Source organism: Atlanticothrix silvestris CENA357 (assembly GCF_016056295.1).
GTDB lineage: Bacteria > Cyanobacteriota > Cyanobacteriia > Cyanobacteriales > Nostocaceae > Atlanticothrix > Atlanticothrix silvestris.
The window spans coordinates 44,807-67,060 of the sequence record NZ_JAECZB010000080.1; the positions used below are offsets into that span (position 1 = coordinate 44,807).

Consider the following 22,254-nt stretch of genomic DNA (forward strand, 5'->3'; position numbering starts at 1 on the left):
ATCATTAGACACTTATTATTAGTACATAACTAATAACTCATAGTTAATAACTCATAACTAAATAACTTGTAACTAACCACTACCACAAAGCCCGAATCGGTTCATTACCCTGATTACTATCACTTGATGACGTATCTGTTGTAGTGTCAGAAGATGGAAATGAATCGCTGGGAGCGTTATTTTGGGCAACACTAGTCCTAGCTTCATTAGAACTGCTATTGTCTTCGGCAGTGCTATTTGTATCTTCATTAGTGTTGAAATTCTCTTGGGCAACACCACTCCTACCTTCAGTTGCGGTATTATTACCCCTATTCCTACTGGGAGCAGAGCTATTAACATTAATATTAGCTGGGAGAACCTGTGATTTTCTGCCGCTGGGAGTGTTACTAGCACTTTGTTGTCCCCCCATAGGAAAGTTGATACCTAGTAATGTACCTAGCAAAATAGCCAAGCCTCCAGCCATCAGAATTAGCGGTGTCCATCTACCCATATTATTTGTCTCCTTTGTAACCTAACCTTCTGGTTTCTATACTAATTGAGAACCTTGACCCCAAAATCCGTCAAATTTTGTCACTGTCACATCGCCCATAACCTGAGTTTGGCAGGCTAAACGCAGGTCTCTTGTAGGAGAATGGGGAGGAAGCGAACGCCGCGCTTTGTCACGCCAATTCGCCGCAGATACTTCACCATCTACCTTGAGCGCACAAGTACCACAACTGCCAATTCCTCGACAGTTTATTACCTTAGCACCGCCATTGTAGAGGTCAATACCATTTTGCAGCAAAATTTTGCGTAAATTAGCTCCGCGATCGCACTCAATTGTTTTTCCTTGAGTTATTATCTTGGGCATTTGTCTTAAATTGCCAAAGTGGCTTGTTGTATCTTGGCACATTGCCTTAAAAGTTGTCTCGAAAGTCTCTGTCTTATGACCACAAATCCCTCACCTCAAATTTGGCTCTATGACACCACATTACGGGATGGCACTCAACGCGAAGGGTTATCAGTTTCTATAGAAGATAAGTTACGCATTGCCAAAAGACTTGATCAACTGGGAGTACCTTTCATTGAAGGTGGTTGGCCGGGTGCCAATCCTAAGGATGTTCAGTTTTTCTGGCAACTGCAAGAAGATCCGCTAAAACTTGCAGAAATTGTTGCATTTTGTTCAACTCGACGGCCTAACACCACTGCTGCTGCCGAACCGATGCTACAAGCTATCTTGACTGCGGGTACACGCTGGGTGACAATTTTTGGCAAATCTTGGGATTTACACGTCACAGCAAGTCTCAAGACGACTTTGGAAGAAAATTTGGCAATGATCCGCGATACTGTCGAGTATTTTCGCTCGCAAGGTCGTCGCGTAATTTACGATGCCGAACACTGGTTTGATGGCTATAAACACAATCAAGATTATGCTTTACAGACATTAGAAGCTGCGATCGCCGCTGGTGCTGAATGGCTAGTCCTCTGTGATACAAATGGCGGTACACTACCCCACGAAGTCAGCCAATCCGTTCAAGCAGTAAGTAATCATTTGTCATTTCTTGTGAGTCAAGAATCAATGACAATTCCCCAAATCGGAATTCATACTCATAATGATTCGGATATGGCAGTGGCTAATGCCCTAGCTGCTGTGATGGCAGGGGCAAGAATGGTACAAGGTACAATCAACGGTTACGGTGAACGGTGTGGTAATGCTAACCTCTGTTCGTTAATACCCAATTTACAACTGAAGCTAGGTTACAGTTGTATCGGAGAACACCAGCTAAATCAGCTTACAGAAGTTAGTCGCTTCGTTAGCGAAGTAGTGAACCTTGCCCCTGACGAACATGCACCCTTTGTAGGACGTTCTGCGTTTGCTCATAAAGGTGGTATTCATGTTTCAGCAGTAGAACGTAATCCCTTAACTTACGAACACATTCAACCAGAACAAGTAGGTAATCATCGCCGCATCGTAATTTCCGAACAATCTGGACTCAGCAATGTTTTAGCAAAAGCCCGTACTTTTGGGATTGAACTGGATAAACAAACTCCACAAGCCCGACAAATTCTTCAGCGCCTCAAAGATTTAGAGAGTGAAGGATATCAATTTGAAGCAGCAGAGGCCAGTTTTGCTTTGTTGATGTATGAAGCTTTAGGGGGTCGTCAACAGTTCTTTGAAATCAAAGGCTTTCAAGTTCACTGTGACCTTGTTGAGGGTAAAGAAACTAACAATGCCCTAGCCACAGTCAAAGTAGCCGTCAACGGCAAGAATATTTTGGAAGCTGCGGAAGGTAACGGCCCAGTTGCAGCGTTGGATGCCGCTTTACGCAAAGCTTTGGTGAACTTCTATCCCCAACTTGCTACTTTTGAGTTGACAGATTACAAAGTGCGGATTCTTGACGGACATACAGGCACGGCTGCGAAAACCCGCGTACTAGCAGAATCAGGTAATGGTTATCAACGATGGACGACTGTAGGAGTTTCAACTAACATCCTGGCAGCTTCTTATCAAGCAGTGGTAGAGGGATTGGAATATGGTTTGTTGTTACATTTTCAGGCGGAAACTGCATTGACAACTTCTAGTTGATTACAAACCTTGCAAAGTTACTTTGGTAAAAACTCACGTATCAACCAGGATAATCACCGTATAAATGCAGAATTTCGCGATCGCTCCATTCAACCTACAAATTATGATAAATAATGACCCCAATCTCAAAGCGCGATCGCCATGACTGACAAAGAACTCAAACAACTCATGGAGAGTAATGCTAAAACAGCTCAAGCTATGTTAGATGAAATAGCTGATGCACGACAAGAACGGCAGGAACTCCGCGAAGGAATGATCCAACTCCAGAATGCAGTAGCACGACTAATAAATGTACAAGAAGTAATAGCCAATTTACTGGTTTCTCTAGATGGCGATCGCCCTACAATTCTCAAAAAACTCTCAGCCTTGGAAGATAAGCTTGATCAGCTATTGCAGCAACAGCCGAAAAATGAGTAGAAATTTAGATTGCTGCATCGACTTTGGCAAATATTATTGATGTGCGATCGCAATAAAGTAATTCGCATTCGGTTGGAGAACTTTTGGCTTTGGTATCAGCACCTCCTACAGAATTTCTCTAATCAACTACTATCTCAAAAGTGTTTAGAATAGTATCATGACCAGATGATTTCTATATAAAGTTAGTAGCACTGTTCACGCTTCAACATGTTAAAGCAGCATTTATAGCAAAGAGCGTATAAATAAGGACATTTTGAGAGGATCAATGCTAGGAATAGCAATGTTTTTACCTTTTCTGCGAGACGCTACGCGATCTGACTCCTGCTATATTTCCTTAAACAGTCGATAATGTAAATAAATGTAAATAATTCTCAGACAGGGCATAATTATTCATGCGTGTAATTTTGATGACAGGCAAAGGTGGTGTAGGAAAAACCTCCGTTGCGGCCGCTACTGGACTGCGCTGTGCAGAACTCGGTTATCGCACATTGGTTTTGAGTACAGATCCGGCTCACTCCTTGGCAGATAGTTTTGATTTGGAAATGGGACACGCACCAAAAGAGATTCGCCCCAATTTATGGGGTGCAGAACTAGATGCGCTACAAGAACTAGAAGGAAATTGGGGTGCTGTAAAGCGCTATATTACTCAAGTTTTACAAGCAAGAGGTTTAGAAGGAGTCCAAGCGGAAGAGTTGGCAATTCTGCCAGGGATGGATGAGATTTTTGGCTTGGTCAGAATGAAACGCCACTATGACGAAGGGGAGTTTGATGTTTTGATTATTGACTCCGCCCCTACGGGCACAGCTTTACGCCTGCTGAGTTTACCAGAAGTCGGCGGCTGGTATATGCGCCGTTTTTATAAACCATTTCAAAATATCTCGGTAGCACTTCGACCACTGGTAGAACCTCTATTTAGACCAATCGCTGGTTTTTCTTTACCAGATAAAGAGGTGATGGATGCACCTTACGAGTTTTATGAGCAAATTGAAGCTCTAGAAAAGGTATTAACCGATAATACTCAAACCTCAGTGCGCCTAGTGACTAATCCAGAAAAGATGGTAATTAAAGAGTCTCTGCGCGCTCATGCTTACCTAAGTTTATATAATGTGGCAACAGATTTAGTAGTGGCTAATCGTATCATTCCTAGCGAAGTCAAAGATCCATTTTTTCAACGTTGGAAGGAAAACCAACACCAATATCGCCAGGAAATCCATGATAACTTTCACCCTTTGCCTGTAAAGGAAGTTCCGCTTTTTTCTGAGGAAATGTGTGGTTTACCAGCCCTAGAAAGGTTGAAAGAAACACTCTATAAAGATGAAGATCCGACCCAAGTTTACTACAAAGAAACAACTATCAGAGTTGTGCAAGAACAGAACCAATATAGCTTGGAAATTTATTTACCCGGCATCCCTAAAAATCAGGTTACTCTGAATAAAACTGGTGATGAATTAAACATCACTATTGGCAACCATCGCCGTAACTTGGTATTACCACAAGCATTAGCCGCACTACAACCATCCGGTGCAAAAATTGAAGAAGACTATCTAAAAATTCGCTTTGCTGACAATGTAAAAGTTTAATTCTTACCCAAAAGAAAAATCACAGGTAATTAAGTCAAAAATTCTAATTTAAAAGAAAGTGTAATTTCTTTGGTTCTAAGAAAGACGCTATATGCATCGCGTCTTTTTTTTTGACTTTTAAGTTTCTGTTTATTACAACATTTAACATGCTATGTTTAAGGCAAAGTTTTATTAATCACTTCATGCTGTCTTAGCAATAAATTATTCTCTACTTTAAAACGTGAAATATTATAAACAAACATAAATTTTTCTGGAATATTTTGCCAGTAGTTTTACTGTGGACAAACTAATTAATTAAATTTCACAATGTTTTTAGATTTATAAAAATCTAATTTATTTTTTTTGAAATTTATTACTTAAAAGCCATGTCATCGATCGCTCAATCAAACTTGCGGGCAAATCTGGATCAAGAAAGTGTATTGCGCCGTATTACAAATCGTATTCGTCAGACCCTAGAGTTAGAGGAGATTCTTGCAACGACCACGGCGGAAGTCTGTTCATTACTGGGAACTGACCGAGTAATGATTTATAAATTTCACACTGATGATAGCGGTCAGGTTGTGGCTGAGTCGATATATGAAAATAGTTTACCGTCGCTACTGGGACTCAATTTTCCGGCTGATGATATTCCGCCTCATGCTCGTGAACTATTTATCAAGTCAAGGGTACGTTCTGTTGTCAATGTCGATATGCGGCAAATTGGCCACAGCCCCTTAGATAACTCACAAACAGAACCTCAATCGGAGGATATTCATTATCGTCCCTTAGACCCATGTCATGCCGAATATTTAATGGCAATGGGTGTCAAGTCTTCTTTAGTAGCACCCATTTTTCATCAAGACCAACTATGGGGACTTTTGGTGTCTCATAACGCCAAAACCCGTTTCATTTCTGAATATGAACTAGAAGCAGTGCAGATGGTAGTCGATCAATTATCAGTAGCGATCGCCCAAAGTAACCTCTTCACCCAAGCCCGCGCCAAAGCCGAACGAGAAGCTATCATTAACCGCATTGCTACCCTACTGCATTCATTACCGACAATTGTGCTACAGCCAGCCTTAGCAGCAGCAGTAGCCGCATTTGGCGGTTCTGGCGGTAGACTCTGCGTTAGAGATGAAGCTTTTAATCTCGGCAGTTTTAAGAACTTATCAGAATGCTTAATACCTGGGAGCAATTGCGTCAAGGTATATACCTGTGGACAGCAACCTCTGATGCCAGAACAAACGATATATCCACTCATAGAGCAATATAGCGCTTGGCAAGAATATTACAAGTCTCATGAATATGATGTTTGGGCCGTTTCAGACATCTATCAAACTGCAAATTTGCGAATTTTACAGGCAACTTTTCAACCAACAAAAATTCGTAGCCTTTTAATGATTCCACTGCACTATCGTCAGCAGTTAGTAGGTTATCTCAGCATATTTCGCAATGAAATAGATACAGAAACTCTCTGGGCAGGTCAATTTGACCCCGACCAAAGGCAACTCTATCCGCGTCTATCATTTGATGTTTGGCGCGAATCTAAAACATCACAAGCCCAGCAATGGACAGTCGAAGAGATTGATCTGGCTAGAGAAATTAGTAAACACTTTGCCTCGGCAATTCAGCAGTATGAACTATATCAACAAGTACAAGCCTTCAATGACAATTTAGAAAAACAAGTTAAAAATCGTACATTTGAACTGCAACGGACATCTGAACAACAACAGGCCGTTTTTGGAGTAATTGCCAAGATTCGTGAGTCTCTTGATACCAGTACGATTTTTCAAACAACTACGAGAGAAGTTTGTAAGTTAATTAAAGCTGATCGCGTTTCTGTTTATCGCTTCAGTGCTGATTGGGGTGGTGAATTTGTTGGTGATTTTGAGGCTGCGACTCCGCATTGGTCAAATGATTCCAAACTAGGACTTAATACGGTTTGGAATGACACTTACTTACAAGATACAGAAGGAGGACGTTACCGCCATAACGAAACCTTTGCAGTAGATGACATCTACAAAAAAGGATTCACTCAATGTCATATCGACAACCTAGAATATTTTCAAATTCATGCCTTTGTGCTTGCACCTATTTTTGTGGGACAAAAACTTTGGGGTTTGCTGACAACTTATCAACATTCTGGGTCACGCCAATGGAAGGCTTCCGAAATTAATTTTCTCAGCCAGATTGCTGCTCAACTGGGGGTAGCACTCCAACAAGCTGGATTACTCATGCAAACACAGCAACAGACATTAGATTTGCGGCAAGCAGCAGAACAACAACGGGTACTGTTTGACGTTGTGGCCAAGATCCGCAAGTCTCTAGATCTACAAGCGATTTTTAAGACTACTACTCAAGAAATTTGCAAATCGCTGCAAGCAGATCGCGTTGCTGTCTACCGCTTTCACGCAGATTGGAGTGGTGAGTTTATTGCTGAATTTGTCGGTGAAGGCTGGATGAAGTTGGTAACTGTGGATCTAAATACAGTTTGGCAAGATAGTTATTTGCAAGAAACCCAAGGTGGGCGATATCGTCATAATGAAACCTTTGCAGTGGATGACATTTATCAAGCTGGTCATTCTGAATGTCATGTAGCTTTTCTGGAGCAATGTCAAGTCAGGGCTTATGCGATCGCACCTATTTTTATTGGGCAACAACTTTGGGGTTTGCTGGCAGCTTATCAAAACTCTACACCCCGTCATTGGGAAGACTCGGAAATTAAATTTATCGCTCAGATTGGCAACCAGCTGGGAGTAGCACTTCAACAAGCTGAACTACTCACCCAAACGCAGCAACAAGCGCAAGATTTAACTCAAGCTTTATATGAATTGCAGCAAACTCAAACCCAACTGATCCAAAGTGAAAAAATGTCTAGCTTGGGTCAACTAGTGGCGGGTGTAGCCCACGAAATTAACAACCCTGTAAACTTTATTTATGGCAACCTTGCCCATGTCAATGAATACGCTGAAGATTTGCTCAGCATACTAGATCTTTATCAGCACCACTGCCCCAACCCCAGCCCCGAAATTGTAGAACGCTCAGAAGAGGTTGATTTAGAATTTGTCACCGAAGATTTACCCAAAACTTTATCTTCTATGAAGATTGGAGTTGATCGCATCCGTCAAATCGTCATGTCCCTACGAAATTTCTCTCGTCTTGATGAAGCTGAAATGAAAGCGGTGAATATTCATGAGGGCATTGATAGCACCTTGCTGATTTTGCAGCACCGCTTAAAAGCAAAACCGGAAAGTCCCAATATTGAGATCATCAAAGAGTACGGCGATTTGCCTTATGTAGAGTGCTATGCTGGACAACTGAATCAGGTGTTTATGAATGTTTTGAGCAATGCGATCGATGCTCTAGAAAATTACGAGGAGCATCAATCAGAACCTCATCAAAATAAAATTACTATCCGCACTACTGTTGGAGAGCTTAAAGACAATATTAAGAGTGTGGTGATTCACATTACCGACAATGGTGGAGGAATCCCAGAAGCTGTAAAGAAAAGAGTATTTGATCCGTTTTTCACTACTAAGCCAGTAGGAAAAGGTACTGGCTTGGGACTATCAATTAGTTACCAGATTGTTGTGGATAAGCACGGTGGTATCTTTAAATGTGACTCGCAACCAGGAATAGGCACAGAATTTTGGATTGAAATTCCGGTTTGTCATATCACTACTAATTCCTAAGTTGGACGGGCATTGCTAAATAAGTCATCTTCAAACCACCCAGTGGTGTAAAAATCACTGGAGTAAGGCTTTGATTCAGATGCATTTGAATTTCTGAGGATGGTAACTCTTTCAAACCTTCCATTAAATACTTGATATTAAAAGCAATTTCTATATTTTCCCCAGATATTTGGGCAGGCATTGATTCTCTACCACTACCTACATCTTGAGCTTCACAAGATAAAGTAATTTCTTGGGCGGTGTTGTCAATGCTGAGTTTAACAATATTGTTTTTTTGATCAGCTAGTACGGCAATTCGCTCTAAAGTGCTGATAAATTGTCGTCGATCAATTGTGACTTGGCGCTCGAATTGGCGCGGAATCAATTGCCGATAAGCGGGATATTGTCCCTCTAAGGTGCGACTAGTTAAGCGTTGATTTTGCCAGGCAAACACAACTTGACCTTGATCTAAATATAAAGCGATCGCTTCATCTGACGCAGCATTATGAGCCAACATCCGCTGTAATTCGCGTAATGCTCTAGCTGGTACTGTAACTTCTAGTTCACCGCTACCACCAAGAGGACTTTCATTAGTAGTTTCCACAACTGCTAAACGATGTCCATCAGTAGCTGCAAATTCCAATGTATCTTGTTTAACTGTCAGATGTACACCAGTCAGTACTTGTTTTGTGTCATCTCCGCTGGTAGCAAACAACGAACCTCTTAATCCCTCAATTAAGGCAGCGGTAGTTAAATTTAGTGGTTCTATATTTTCGATTACTGGTAGTTCGGGAAATTCTTCAGCTCCCATTGCTCGGACTTGATAATGTCCGCTTTTTGGTGTCAGCGTTACTATTAAACCTTCGCCAGATGTTTCGGCTGATTCATCATCTAGGGTGATTTCACCTTCTGGTAGTCGAGAAGTAATATCTACAAGCAGCCTTGCAGGTAGAGCGATCGCTCCTCCTTGCCACACTTCAGCATCAAAGCTGGTGCGGATACCTAAGCTAAGATCAAAGGCTGTTAAACTGACTTGGTTGGTTTCAGCATCCGCTTGTAACAGTATATTCGCAAGTACCGGATGATTCGGTCGTGAAGGTACGGCACGGCTGACGAGTGAGAGATTGGTACTGAGATCGCTTTGGGCGCAAACTAATTTCATAGTCCGATGCAGCTGATGAACGACTATGGTAGCATCCTTGCCACCTATAGGGGAGTCTACAATTTATGCTCAGCTTTAGACTTTACCAATTGCTCATAATAAAAAATATTCCCAAGCGATCGCCTGGGAACAAAAAGACTAATTGACTACTGATTTTTGACTATCTAACTGTCTGCTTCACTGCATCAGCTGCATCTTCAGCACCACGTTGAACATTGATTTTGGCGTTTTCAGCACCGCGTTGGACATTTTTTGTCAAGTCTTGGGCAGCATTTGTGGCATTATCTTTGATGTTTTCTATGCCGCGCTTAGTTCCCTTCGCTACGCCTTCTCCTACTTCTCCAGCGGAGCTACCGACATCTTCACCCAAGTTTTTAACTCTTTGGCCTAGGGGTGTACCTTGGCGGTAATTTTCCACATATTGCCCTGGGCTATCAATTCCCTTTTGATCAACGTTTCTTTGAGCATTGTCCCGAAGAGCTTTGGCTCTAGCTTCTGCTGACTTTTCACCTGCTTTGGCTCTAGGGTCTACGTCACTAAAATTATTCATTCCGCCTTTAGGCTCGTTGAGATCATAATTTTTCGTAGGATCGTATCGCTTAGTGTACGATTCAGAAGAGTTAGGACTAGACGGTTGGGCACTAGGCTGTGATGGCTGTGCTGCTATTCCTGAAGAACAAGCTTGTGTCAGAACTAGGAAAACTCCTGCCAAAAAAACAGTTAACATTTTCACTGGACGAACATTCTTTAGCCAATTAATGACTTTTTTCATAATTAATCTCCTTGTGTTTTTGTAACTAAGTGAAATCTACACCACAACATGATTTGGAATGAATTTCAAATCCCAAATTTGTCGTTAGGACAAGAGTTTTATCTGCCTACTGCTGGATTTTTTTGCAACTCTGGTCTAGAGCTTGCTTCATCTGCTTTATTTTTTACAAAGCTAGAAGCATCTTCAAATTCTTCTTTCACAGCTCCAAGGCGGTCTTTAATACGATCTCCTAAATCTGACTCGTTCTGAATTAGACCGCCTGGTTTAGGACGTTGAAAGTCTTGCTCGTTGATCAGGGGTAATTCATTTTCTTTGTAGATTCTACCTGCTGGTGTTTCTGCACCTGGGTAAAGTATTTCAGACTCTCGGCTTGTGGCAATTAGTACTTGTGAGTTTAAGTCTAGGCTAGCGCGATCGCGTCCTTGTTTGGTTTGTGAATTAGTTACCGTTGGATCGGTGGACATTTGATATTTAGTATAGTTGTCTCCACCATTCTTATAAGGGTTGTTAGCCCCGCCAGCTTGCACCGCAGGATTGTGGGGATTTGCACCTTGAGCGTTTGCTCCGCCGTTACAAGCAGTGGTAACTATTAACAATATGCCTGCCAAAAATACAGTAACAATCTGGCGTAGTCGCAGCTTTTTCCATAAATCTATCAAACTTTTCACTCAGTCCTCCTTTGCAGTAAGAACAAAACTTTCTGCTGACAATTGTTTGAATATACAAGATTAAGTTCTTGTTTTTAGTCGATTAATAATTGACCAACAGATACTAACATTACGCACAAAAAGCTATCCTTACATCTAGCGCAAGTCACATTATTTTTATTAAAAAAATCCTTCAATTATCTAACTCTGGAGATAGAAAAATTACTGTGATCCACTTTTATTTATGCTGATGTGCTTGATGAATTTATATATGACTTCAACTAATAATTGACGTTCAATAGTATCGTCCTAAAGAAAGAGATTAAACTTGTAGTTGGTATAGAATTTTGTCATTGGCAATCAACATTCAGAAGTTTAAGTTAACAAATGCCTATATAAATTTATTTATTGTTCAAAAAATTTAATTAATGCCAAAAGTTGTAAGGCAATTTGTCAAAATATATACATCAATTCATCTCAAATCTTCAGATGTTTACTCCCAAGCTTTGGTATGTAGCTAATGTACTATAAAATTTGAGATATTCAGACCTAAGTGCTTTAGCTATTAAATGACCAAAATGATGAAGCAAATTTTACGCTGGATAATTTTGGGCGGAACCCTATTTTTTTTAGCGAAAGCCGTGAAGGATCACTGGTCTGAGGTGACAGCCATCCGTATTGATGCAGGGGGATGGGCAATTTTAGCGATCGCCACAGGGGTAACTTTACTTGCACATGTTTGGGCCGGGTGGATATGGACTTGGGTTCTGCGAGAGTTAAATCAACCCGTACAGTCTGCGGAATTTATCCAAGTTTACCTAAAAACAAATGTTGCTAAGTATTTACCAGGTAATGTCTGGCATTATTACGGACGAATTGTGGCAGCAAAAAATGCCAATGTTTCTGCTGGTGCAGCCACTTTAAGTGTTTTGCTGGAACCACTACTCATGGCCACAGCAGCTTTAATAGTTATTGTCTTATTCGGCAGCCAATTGGCAGCAGCTAATACAAATGTGATTGTGCGGATACTACAGTTATTGGCTTTAGTTGTGGTGCTTTGTGCGGTTCATCCTCGGTTTTTAAACCCAGTGATTCGCTTGTTATCCCGCTTGAAGGTAAAAAAAACTGAGATTAGTACCAAGTCAAATCATAGTTTAGTTATTAAACGTTATCCTCTACGACCCTTATTAGGAGAACTAGGATTTTTGGGATTGCGTAGTATTGGATTTATTTTAACTATATTTGCTTTAGGAATAGTGAAGTGGAGTCAAATTCCTTTATTATTGGGGGCTTTTAGTTTTGCTTGGTTGCTAGGGTTAGTTGTTCCTGGAGCGCCTGGTGGTTTGGGCATATTTGAAGCCACTGCGATCGCACTTTTGCAATCTCATTTTCCATCTGCTTTAGTAATTAGCGCGATCGCTCTATATCGCTTGATTAGTATTGTTTCCGAAATTGCGGGTGCTGTTTTGGCTTGGCTTGACGAACGTCTTGTCAAATCTTAAGTGATCATCCCCATAATTTTTGAGTATCTTCCCTAATTTGAGAAAATACACGATAAGTATCCAGATCCAAATGTGAATCATAGTTTGTCTCATCTTCTTTCATCTTAATCAAGTTGTATTCAATATTTTCTGCATAAATGGCAAACGTAATATTAAAAAATTCCATAAAATTAATTACCCACTGACATTCATCTTCTGAATAAGATTCATAGTAACTAATTAAATTAGCAATCCTAATTTCTAAATGACTACGGGCATTTTGACAAATCAAAATAATCTTTAATAGTATAATTACCAAAGTTAAAGGATGACCTTGAGAAAGTAACGCCACAAATAACAGTGAAGGCTCCTGCCCATTTTCTGTTGTCAGACAATCAATAATGCGGTTACAACTTCTCAATAATAAATGTTTATTTATGAGTTCTTCATCATGCTCAACATTCCAAGATAATAACTTATACTCTAAATTGTCACGAAAAATCGTTATTAATTCTTGATTATTTATAGAGTAAAATAAATATTTTTGAATGCTTTCTTTGAAATCTTTTAGTGTTTGATTTTGAGTTTGCTTAAGAAATATATTTGCTAAATTTTCGTAACTAAATATACCTTTTTTGACAACAATCATTTTGATTAAGCGCAAAACATCTGTGACTTTACCCATAACTTTGCCAAGACTAGAAGCATAAGCTTGCCGCAGAAGGGTCTGTGAAGCTTGATATTGCGTCAAATAAATTATCACTTTTCTCTAGTTTTGGAACCATAAGTTTGCCGCAAGTCAGGATTGGAAGCATAAGCTTGCCGCGAGTAATTATAAAATTTTATTTCTTTTGCCGCCCTATAAACATAGTTACTAAGCGACTCAACTCGCTAAACTGCATTTCTAGCAAATCAGTTCTTTCCTCTGTGAGTTGAACTTGTTCGTGCAACTTCTCTATACCCTGCTCCAACAAGTTCACTCTGTCTTCAACTGAATCTTCTGGTAACTCCAAATACCGAGCGATTGCCTCCCTAATTACTTGAGTCCTGTCTTTATCATCAAGAATGGCACGAGCATCCAGGGCTTCCAACATAGTTTGGGACAATCTGATTGATATAGTTTTATCTTTACCGATTTTTGACATATTACTTTTGAGATACGACCGTGATATTCTTGAGATACAAAAGATCCGGTCAAGCCAGCAATCATATAAAAGTACGCCAAATACAGGGGTGAAGTAAAACTATGCCTGAAAGATTTGCGCCAAGAGATTGGCAAGAAAGATTTGTAAGAGCCTATCAAACAAATCTCAAAAAGAATTTTTTGCTTGAAGCCTGTACATCGGCAGGGAAAACCGCTGGAGCGCTACATGCTTTCGACTCTCTCAAAAACGTTCTGGATTGGCGCTTCTTGGTTGTTGTTGTTCCAGCGGAACACCTAATGCGGCAATATGCTCAAGATGCATTCAACCTCTTTGGTCTTAATCTTTTTTACTCAGGAACTGTTAGAAGTTTAGGCAGGCTACCCACGCCAGAAGAGTTACTACAACAACATTATCACGGTTTAGTGGTCAGTTATCAATGGCTCAGTTACTCCAATAACTCTAGCTTGCTGCTGAATAATTTGTCCCGAACTGTAGCTGGCAAAGTATTTCTGATTCTTGATGAAGTTCACCATACTAGTTCTGACTTAGCTTTTGGTCAAGCTTGCGAAAGGGCATTTCCAGATACGATTGTTTCTCACCGATTGATGACTTCTGGTACACCATTCCGTTCCGATAACAGAAGAATTTTGGGTAACTGGTTGACTTATACACCAATAGAAGAGAACGCTTACCAGTGTATTCCTGACTTTCAATATAGGTTAGCTGATGCCCTGAGTGATGAAATCATTCCTCCCTTCTCATTTGTCACAATGGAAGGAGAATTTGCTTACCGTCGAGGTCGCGCTGTCTACAATGGCAGAACTTTTACGAATGCAACTAATGAGCAACAGTTAAAAGATGCTTTAAATACAGCTATTGATGTCGAAGGCGGTTGGGTTAAAGAAGCTATTGAGTGGGCGCATATACGGATGAAACGAGACCGAGCCAAAGGACTTCCTGAATGCGCGACTTACGTCAGGGTTCCGACAATTCTTGCAGCACGGCAGATGAAAGAACGCATTCGTCGCCTCACCAATGAAGATGCTCTAGTCGTAGTCTCTAGAGATGACGAACTCGGTTCAATTAGTAATTTTCAGTTTGGAAGAGACTCCAGCGAACAGATTGAACAGTTTGCCGCAGAAACTGGCTACAGTGCGCGGTCTTGGATCATTGGAGTAGGAATGCTAGGTGAAGGCGTTTCAATCAAACGATTGAAATATCGGATTCATGCCACCAATATTCGTGCCATTTTATCATTTATGCAAGATTTAGGACGTTTGTTACGTCGTTTCCCTGAAGATAATCCTGAGCCTGTAGAAACACTAATTCCAGCCCACCCAGATTTGATTGATTTAGCTGTAAGTGCCTTAAATGAGATTGCTCACGTCGTACGAGAAAGGGAAGAAAACGATAGGAGCCAGGATGAGTCTGGAGTGAATGACGCAGGAAATTCTCAGGGTGGTCAACAACTAACACTCTCTAACTTTATGCCAATTTCTTCTACGGGGGAGCTTGGAAGACAGATTGTAGATGGCGAGGAAATTGACTCTGAATACGCCAATGTTGCTGAATGGGCGATTACAAATAAACCAATTTGGCAAATCTTTCCTAAAACGCCTGCTCATTTGGCACAAATGCTGAAGGACGATAAGGCTTTATTCGACATATTACGTAGAGAATATGAAGAGGCGTTAAACCAAATATCAAACACTCAAAGCTCTTCATCGGCAGTTATTCCTGATGGATTTCCTTCCGAATATGAGAGATATTTGCCCACTAAAAAAACTGCTTTTGCTCGAAGAGAAGCCAATAAAAAAGCTTATCGCCTAGCCTGCATTCTATACGGTAATGCCAGCGAGGAAGATAAGAGAGAAAAAGTTAAGCAAATACACACAATAGCCAAATCAAGAAACTGCCTTCCAACAAACAACAGTTTTATTGCCCATGAAGGTTGGGAAAGGGTTTATCAGTGGCTACGTGAGCGAATTACCGATGCACCAACACGAATAAAAGGGATTGAAGATTTATGAATCACAACAATTTTCACACTATTGATCCAACCCAATCTCATTTACCAGATAGTGCTGTTGTTCAGAAAGTTTTGTCTGATAATGACAGATTACCAACTGAACAGCATGATAAAGCAGTCAGAGCTTTTTTCGTTTCCGATGGTATAGCCTCCGGGATTGGTAAGGATTTAGCGTTTGTTGACCAGATTCCTAACTTTATCAAAGAAATCATTGATAACAAGTTATGGGAGTGTCTTTATGTGGCAAAGGGAGTTGTTACCCCTTATTACTGCCGTTATACCAAAGGCTCAGATGCTGAAAATTTTCGGGCATTTATTGCAGCTAAACGTCCAAATGGTTTAGAAACTAGCGTAGAGACAATAGATAGAGTTTTGCAGGCAGATTCAGAAGTACAGAGGAAGTTTCGGGCAATTATTTACCAGGCTCAAGAAAAAGAAAGAGATGAACTTGGAAAATACAAACATCATCCATCCCGACTTGAAGGCGGGATGGATGATGAGATAGGAAATCGCCAACAAGAACGTCTTCGAGCTGCAAATCGTGCAGCAGAAGCGATTCCACTTATAGGTGAGTTACTAGACCGCTCACTTATCGCCATAGATGTAGCAGCACTATTAGGACGTGACATAAAAGACCCCAAAAACCTGACAGCAGAAGAACGAGAGTATGTAGACAAGCGGGATTTGATTGGGTTGAGAATTAACCAGTACATATATACTAACCCAATTCCTGAAGATGAGGATAGGGAACCAGCTTACAGCCGCGAACTCAATAATCACATTAAAGACATACTGGGGATTAAAGACCGTTCCAAATCTGTGCGGATGGATAATCCTAAAAAGGCTGCCGAGAAACTGCTTCAGTTTTATCAAGGAGATAAACTCAAAGAGCTGATTGACCGCTTAAAACAGGCGTTAGAACCATTACCTCAATTACCAGAAGCGGTTAGAGAACAATCTAATCACAAAAACAAATCTACATTCTTCGAGAATCAACTGACAATTAGCAACAATGGACTTACGACTGAACAAGCTGAACCTTCTAAGGAAGACACACCTACTTCTCCTGCCTCTGAAACTCATTCACCTACTCTCAAGCCATCAGAAGATATAGATCAGAACTCTGCACCAGCAGATTTGGAGAATTGGGAGTTGACTCCAGATGAACTGGCAAAACGCTTACAACGTAAACCACGTTCACTTCTAGAGATGTGGTACACAAAACCTGCTGAATTTCCTCAATGGTCACAAAAACGAGATCCTGATGGCATAGCTTGGGAACGCAGTGACAGGAAAAAAGGGCGTTCTTGGCTATTTATTCCAGTTCTAGAATCCAAACAAGAATAATTAAGTATCAGGAAATATTCAATGCTATCAAAGACACAATTTGATGCTTGGTGTTGTCGCCTGAATATCTCTTCGCAAGCGCAAAATCTAATTGAAAAAATTCGCTCATCAGAACCATCTCGTCGGGTAGGAGGTGGACGAAAAAATGTTTCTGGGCGTTATCCCAGTCGAAAAATGGGAGCTACTATTCAATTTGAGTCTCACCGCGTCGAGCTTCCTACTATCTATGAATTTGAGCATGATGAGGAAGTTTTAGAGTTTTACGACCAGCCCTGTCCAATTAAATTGGACTATCAAAGGAAAAATGGTCGAAATCTGGGAGTTTTGCATACACCAGACTTTTTCGTAATTAGAAGTAATTATGCTGGTTGGGAGGAATGCAAAACTGAGGAGGAATTAAAAAAATTAGCCGATAAAAGTCCAAACCGCTATTTTTGCGATTCTGAAGGTAGATGGCGCACTCCACCAGGAGAAAATTATGCACAACAGTTTGAGCTTTACTACCGCCTACGTGTAGACACTCAAATTAATTGGGTTATCCAGCGCAACGTAATTTTTTTGGAAGATTATTTTCGAGCCGAGTCTCTTCAGTTAGAAACTGCAATTAATGCAGAAATTCAGCACTTAGTATCAAACTCACCAGGAATTTCCTTGGCTGAACTACTAAATTATGGGACACAAGCTAGTGCAGATGACATTTATGCTTTGATTGCCACAGAGCAATTATACGTTGATTTAAGTGTTGCACCGTTAGCTGAACCAGAACGAGTTTGTGTGTTTTCCGACAAGCAGACAGCTACTGCCTATGGTTTGATGCTAAAAACAACAACTTCATCAACTCTCATGAGTTTTTCTGCGATTAACCTTTCTCCTGGTACATCAATATCTTGGGATGGTAAAGGTTTAAGTATTATTCATGTTGGAGATACTGAAGTTACTTTGCAGGACGAACTTGAGCAGTTAATTCAACTGAAAAAGAGTTTATTTTTAAATCTGGTTCAGCAAGCGAAAATAAAAAGCTTACAAAAATCTGAAGCACCAGATATAAAAGCAGAGTCTTGGGAGCAATTTTATAAAGCAAGCCCTGAAGACCAAGCAGAAGCCCTTCGCCGCTACAAAGTTATTGAGCCATATTTAAATGGCAATCCACCTGAAAACGAAACAGTCCCGGAGAGGACTATTCGCCATTGGAAATTGAAGTATTTAGCAGCACAACAGCAGTACAGTTGTGGTTATATCGGGCTTCTGTCGCATCGCAGTGCTAAAGGCAACCGCACGCGAAAACTGCCAGAAGAAACCTTAGTGCTGATGGAAAAATTTATCCTTGATGACTATGAAACCCTCAAACAAAAGAAGATGTGGGAGGTACATGGTGCTTTAGTCAGGATTTGCGAACAACAAGGTGCTATTGCTCCAAGCTATAAAGCGTTTACAAAAGAAATAAAGAAACGTTCCAGTTACGAACAAATCAAAAAACGCCAAGGTCATAGGGCTGCATACAAGCAAGAAACTTTTTATTGGGAACTGAACAGGACAACACCCAGGCATGGCGATCGCCCATTTGAAATTGCTCACATTGACCATACAGAATTAGATGTTGAATTAGTGTGTTCCCGTACTGGTCGTTCACTGGGTAGACCTTGGGCAACTTTTTTGATAGATGCGTATTCCAGAAGATTCTTAGCTGTTTATTTGACTTTTGACTCGCCTTCCTATCGCTCTTGCTTGATGGTGTTACGATTGTGCGTTCAACGCCACAACCGTTTACCACAGATAATTGTGGTAGATAACGGTGCAGAATTTCATAGCGTTTACTTTGAAACGCTTTTAGCCACCTTTGAATGTACGAAAAAAAATCGACCTCCAGCTAAAGGACGGTTTGGATCTGTATGCGAACGTCTGTTTGGTACTTCCAATACTCAATTTATTCATAACCTACTCGGCAATACACAGATAACTCGTAACATTCGCCAAGTAACCAAGTCAGTTAACCCTAAAAATCAAGCTATTTGGACACTGGGCTTGCTTTACGAATATCTTTGCGCTTGGGCTTACGAAGTTTACGATATAGATGAACATCCTGCTCTTTTCCAGAGTCCGAGGGATGCTTTTACTGCTGGTATAGCGCTCGGCGGTAGTCGGCTTCACCGCATGATTCCTTACGATGAAAACTTTCAGATTCTTACCTTACCTACAACCTCTGAGGGAAAGGCGAAAGTTCAATCTGGAAGCGGCGTAAAAATTAACTCAATCTATTACTGGTCTAATAGTTTTCGTGACCCGCAAATTGAAAATACCTCTGTCCAGGTAAGATACGATCCATTTGATATTGGTATCGCTTATGCCTTTGTTCGAGGGCTATGGGTACAGTGCATTTCTCAATATTATGCAGAATTTCAAGGTCGTTCAGAAAAAGAACTGAAGTTAGCTAGTGCCGAGTTACGCAAACGCTCCTCAAATCATGCACGACAATCAAGAGTTTCAGCTAAGAATCTAGCGGAATTTTTAGCTTCGGTAGAAGCCCAAGAAGCCTTATTAGAACAGCGTTCTTATGATGCAGAAGCTAAAGAAGTCTTTAGGGTAATTGAAGGCGGAAAAGCTACTTTCAGTCGCAACGAAGAACCAAAAGTTATTCAAATTCCTTTTGGTAATACTGACAATCAAGTGACTGAAGTTGAAGCAAATACTCCAGAAACACTTGTAGTTTACGAGGAGTTTTAGTTATGACAATACTTACCGGATTTCCTCTCAAGCTCCTTGAGCAATCTGCCACAGAAAGGCTTGCTTATTTCGAGAATTACACGGTAGCACATCCCCAACTCAAAGAGGTGTATGAAACTTTAGTGCGGACAATTGCTGAGCCAGCAGGTGCGTCATTTATTTTTGTCTATGGCCCTAGCGGTATCGGTAAAACAACTTTACGACTGCGGGTTGAGCAGAAGTTAACAGAGTTGGCATTACCTAAGTTGGAAAGCGCTCGCGGTTGCGTTCCTGTTGTTGGAGTTGAGGCTGTAGCTCCAGAATCGAGAAACTTTAACTGGAAAGATTACTACACACGCGCCTTAATAGCTTTAGAAGAACCGCTAATCGATCACAAGTTTAATTACGGTGTACGGGGTATCTATCGTGATATTTTCGGAAAAATTAACGTTGAGTCGAAAGTGGTCGCACCTGCTCTACGCAGAGCTTTAGAAAACGCTCTCAGCTATCGCCATCCAGATGTATTTTTCATAGATGAAGCGCAACATTTTGGGAAAATGGCAAGCGGACACAAGCTACAAGATCAGCTAGACTGCCTCAAATCTGTGGCAAATATGACGGGCATCTTACATTGCCTTTTAGGAACATACGAATTACTAACATTCCGTAATTTAAGCGGTCAACTCTCACGCCGCAGCGTCGATATTCATTTCCGCCGTTATTGTGCTGACACCTCAGAAGACGTACAGGCTTTTAAAAGTGTATTGTTGACTTTCCAACAGCAGATGCCACTTGCAGATCCCCCAGATTTAGTTACTCATTGGGAATATTTTTATGAACGTACTTTAGGGTGTGTTGGCATATTAAAAAATTGGCTAACACGCGCTCTTAAAGATGCTCTAGATCGAGAAGCAACAACCGTCACTCTAAAAGACTTACAAAAACGTGCTTGGTCGGTTGCTCAGTGCCAGAGAATGTTCAAGGAAATTCAAGAGGGCGAACGACAATTATCTGAAACAGACACGGATGTGCAACACTTACGCTCTGCTCTAGGGCTTGGAGCAAAGACAATTGCACAGCCAGAAGAAGCTCCAAAAAAGACTCTTCCACAAGGGAAAGTTGGCAAACGCAATCCCAAAAGAGATCCTATTGGAGTAAATCAAGATGTTAGCTAATGGATTAACAACATACGAATGTTGGGATTTAAAAAAGGTTTCTATTCCATCTCGTAGCCGATTGTATCAATTAGAGCCTGTTGGTATTGGTACTTCATTGGTAGAAAGCTTAACTGGTTATATATCTCGACTAGCAGAAGCTCATTGTGTAACCCCAAAAGTTTTAATATCCAGAGAACTTGTGTCCTTTATACCCAAGACTTACAGAACTACAAATCTCTTTGAAATGCGAAGCTTGACTGGGGCACTCAATGGATTAGGGACGATGGCATTTGATTTAGTCACAGTGCTAGAGTCGATGACTCTACGCAGTGATTTGCGCTTCCTTACTCTACTAACATGGGCTAATATCTTCCCCCAGAGGAAGTTACTTCGTTCTAGACGAGCTTGGTGTCCCTACTGTTATGAGGAGTGGTATTCCTCAAAAGATAAAGTAATTTACGAACCCTTAATTTGGTTTTTTGAGGCAGTTACAGTTTGTCATTGCCACAATAAGTCTTTATGCCAGCAATGCCTTCACTGCAAACGAGATATTCCCCCACTAGCTTCCTATTCGAGGCCAGGTTATTGTCCGTATTGCTTAGAATGGCTTGGTGTTACTGCTGATTACCCGTCTTCTGATAACACCCCACTGAGCAAGGAAGAAATTATGTGGCAAACGTGGGTTATCAAGACTCTTGGAGAATTACTCGCTACTACCCCTCGCTTATCAAAACCTTTGCAAAGGGAAATAGTTGCTCAAGCGTTTTGTAGGTACGTAGAGCAATTTGCTGAAGGAAACACGGCTGCTTTTGCTCGTATGCTCGAAATTCCCAAAAACAAGGTTTGGATGTGGCAGATGGGAAAAGTCTTGCCAGAACTGAATGTAATTTTGAAAATCTGTTTTACTCTTCAGGTTTCTGTGCTGGATTTTTTGACTCAAGAGACTCTTAAGGAGAATTCTAGTAAATTTCCTGCTACGCCTCAAAACCAAGTGAAAGATAGCAGTACAAAAAAGCTTGAAGTAAAGTTTGATAGCGATCGCACTCAACAATTACTTGAAAATGTGCTTCAAGCGAATGAACAACCGCTACCGATGACAGCAGTGGCGAAACGCCTTGGATATCCTAAGCGAGTTCTTTACAGGCATTTCCCAGAACTATGCCGAGCGATTTCAGCCGAGTACGTTAAGTATATGAAAGAATCTCGCGTCAAACGAATCGAACAGTGTTGCGAGGAGGTCAAACAAGCTGTTAGACAATTTCACACTGAAGGTATCTATCCTAGTGAAGCAGCTATTTCAAAGCTATTGGCTAAACCAGGATGTTTTCGTGACAAACAAGTTCGCGCTGCTTTAAGGGCAGCGCGAAAAGAAATTTCTTTGGAACCATAACATTGCCACCCTTTATTGGAAGCATAAGCTTACCGTTGCGGCAAAGTTATGGGTAAAGTCACACTAGGCAGGTCTATGATGTTTAACTTTGTAGTGGGGGTGGAGGGACTTGAACCCTCACGACCTTTTACGGTCAACGGATTTTCATTCTTCCGTAGCTTTCACTACTGCCTAGAAGCTTTAGCAATCTTTGGCTTTAAGAATTGGACTC

The 22,254-nt window shown here is 40.9% G+C and carries 16 protein-coding genes and 1 pseudogene; 10 read left to right on the forward strand and 7 right to left on the reverse strand.

All coding sequences use genetic code 11. The features are described from left to right. Positions 1–79: 79 nt before the first annotated feature. Both I8751_RS20230 and I8751_RS20235 read right to left on the reverse strand, forming a co-directional pair. On the reverse strand, positions 80–490 hold the full coding sequence (locus I8751_RS20230) for a hypothetical protein (RefSeq protein ID WP_214440904.1): 411 nt from the start codon (positions 488–490) through the stop codon (positions 80–82). A gap of 36 nt (positions 491–526) precedes the next feature. After that, the gene (locus I8751_RS20235; RefSeq protein ID WP_214440905.1) at positions 527–850 is read right to left on the reverse strand and encodes a 2Fe-2S iron-sulfur cluster-binding protein; all 324 of its coding nucleotides are present in this window, start codon (positions 848–850) and stop codon (positions 527–529) included. A 75-nt stretch (positions 851–925) separates the two neighbouring features. Here I8751_RS20235 and cimA point away from each other — a divergent pair, with 75 nt between their 5' ends. From cimA to I8751_RS20255, 4 genes are all read left to right on the forward strand, one after another. Next, complete coding sequence (cimA, locus tag I8751_RS20240) at positions 926–2,566, forward strand: citramalate synthase (RefSeq protein WP_214440906.1); 1,641 nt, start codon at positions 926–928, stop codon at positions 2,564–2,566. Between the two features lie 141 nt (positions 2,567–2,707). Then, positions 2,708–2,983: a hypothetical protein gene (locus I8751_RS20245; RefSeq protein WP_214440907.1), complete on the forward strand. Its 276-nt coding sequence runs from the start codon at positions 2,708–2,710 to the stop codon at positions 2,981–2,983. Positions 2,984–3,375: 392 nt separating this feature from the next. Next, complete coding sequence (locus tag I8751_RS20250) at positions 3,376–4,563, forward strand: TRC40/GET3/ArsA family transport-energizing ATPase (protein ID WP_214440908.1); 1,188 nt, start codon at positions 3,376–3,378, stop codon at positions 4,561–4,563. 365 nt (positions 4,564–4,928) lie between these two features. Next, complete coding sequence (locus I8751_RS20255) at positions 4,929–8,234, forward strand: GAF domain-containing protein (protein WP_214440909.1); 3,306 nt, start codon at positions 4,929–4,931, stop codon at positions 8,232–8,234. On the opposite strand, the gene dnaN is transcribed toward I8751_RS20255, so the two are convergent. The 3 genes from dnaN to I8751_RS20270 all read right to left on the reverse strand — a co-directional run bounded on the left by dnaN (position 8,224) and on the right by I8751_RS20270 (position 10,815). Continuing rightward, entirely contained in the window at positions 8,224–9,375 is a 1,152-nt protein-coding gene (gene dnaN / locus I8751_RS20260; protein WP_214440910.1) for a DNA polymerase III subunit beta, read from the reverse strand. The genes I8751_RS20255 and dnaN overlap by 11 nt on opposite strands. Before the next feature lie 160 nt (positions 9,376–9,535). Continuing rightward, positions 9,536–10,147 carry a DUF6658 family protein gene (locus tag I8751_RS20265; RefSeq protein ID WP_214440911.1) on the reverse strand — a complete coding sequence of 204 codons (612 nt, stop codon included), beginning with the start codon at positions 10,145–10,147 and terminating at the stop codon, positions 9,536–9,538. Between the two features lie 98 nt (positions 10,148–10,245). Next, positions 10,246–10,815, reverse strand: coding sequence for a DUF6658 family protein (locus tag I8751_RS20270; RefSeq protein ID WP_214440912.1), 570 nt, complete (start codon positions 10,813–10,815; stop codon positions 10,246–10,248). Positions 10,816–11,372: 557 nt separating this feature from the next. Between I8751_RS20270 and I8751_RS20275 the strand changes: the two genes are divergently transcribed. Continuing rightward, positions 11,373–12,296 (forward strand): lysylphosphatidylglycerol synthase domain-containing protein, encoded by a 924-nt coding sequence (locus I8751_RS20275; RefSeq protein ID WP_214440913.1) that lies wholly within the window; start codon positions 11,373–11,375, stop codon positions 12,294–12,296. 4 nt (positions 12,297–12,300) lie between these two features. Here the strand turns inward: I8751_RS20275 and I8751_RS20280 are convergent. Beyond that, positions 12,301–12,945 (reverse strand): annotated as a pseudogene (locus I8751_RS20280) (hypothetical protein); the annotation flags it as partial. A gap of 172 nt (positions 12,946–13,117) precedes the next feature. Next, entirely contained in the window at positions 13,118–13,420 is a 303-nt protein-coding gene (locus I8751_RS20285) for a ribbon-helix-helix protein, CopG family (protein ID WP_214440915.1), read from the reverse strand. A gap of 101 nt (positions 13,421–13,521) precedes the next feature. On the opposite strand from I8751_RS20285, the gene I8751_RS20290 reads away from it, so the two are divergent. Genes I8751_RS20290 through I8751_RS20310 form a run of 5 tightly spaced genes read left to right on the forward strand, consistent with a single transcriptional unit; the run spans position 13,522 to position 22,043 of the window. After that, positions 13,522–15,450 carry a DEAD/DEAH box helicase gene (locus I8751_RS20290; protein WP_214440916.1) on the forward strand — a complete coding sequence of 643 codons (1,929 nt, stop codon included), beginning with the start codon at positions 13,522–13,524 and terminating at the stop codon, positions 15,448–15,450. Further along, complete coding sequence (locus tag I8751_RS20295; protein WP_214440917.1) at positions 15,447–16,796, forward strand: hypothetical protein; 1,350 nt, start codon at positions 15,447–15,449, stop codon at positions 16,794–16,796. The genes I8751_RS20290 and I8751_RS20295 overlap by 4 nt, the downstream gene beginning before the upstream one ends. Positions 16,797–16,817: 21 nt before the next feature. Next, positions 16,818–19,517 carry a Mu transposase C-terminal domain-containing protein gene (locus tag I8751_RS20300; protein WP_214440918.1) on the forward strand — a complete coding sequence of 900 codons (2,700 nt, stop codon included), beginning with the start codon at positions 16,818–16,820 and terminating at the stop codon, positions 19,515–19,517. Positions 19,518–19,519: 2 nt separating this feature from the next. Then, entirely contained in the window at positions 19,520–20,671 is a 1,152-nt protein-coding gene (locus tag I8751_RS20305) for an ATP-binding protein (protein WP_214440919.1), read from the forward strand. Then, positions 20,661–22,043: a TniQ family protein gene (locus I8751_RS20310; protein WP_214440920.1), complete on the forward strand. Its 1,383-nt coding sequence runs from the start codon at positions 20,661–20,663 to the stop codon at positions 22,041–22,043. The genes I8751_RS20305 and I8751_RS20310 overlap by 11 nt, the downstream gene beginning before the upstream one ends. Positions 22,044–22,254 lie beyond the last annotated feature (211 nt).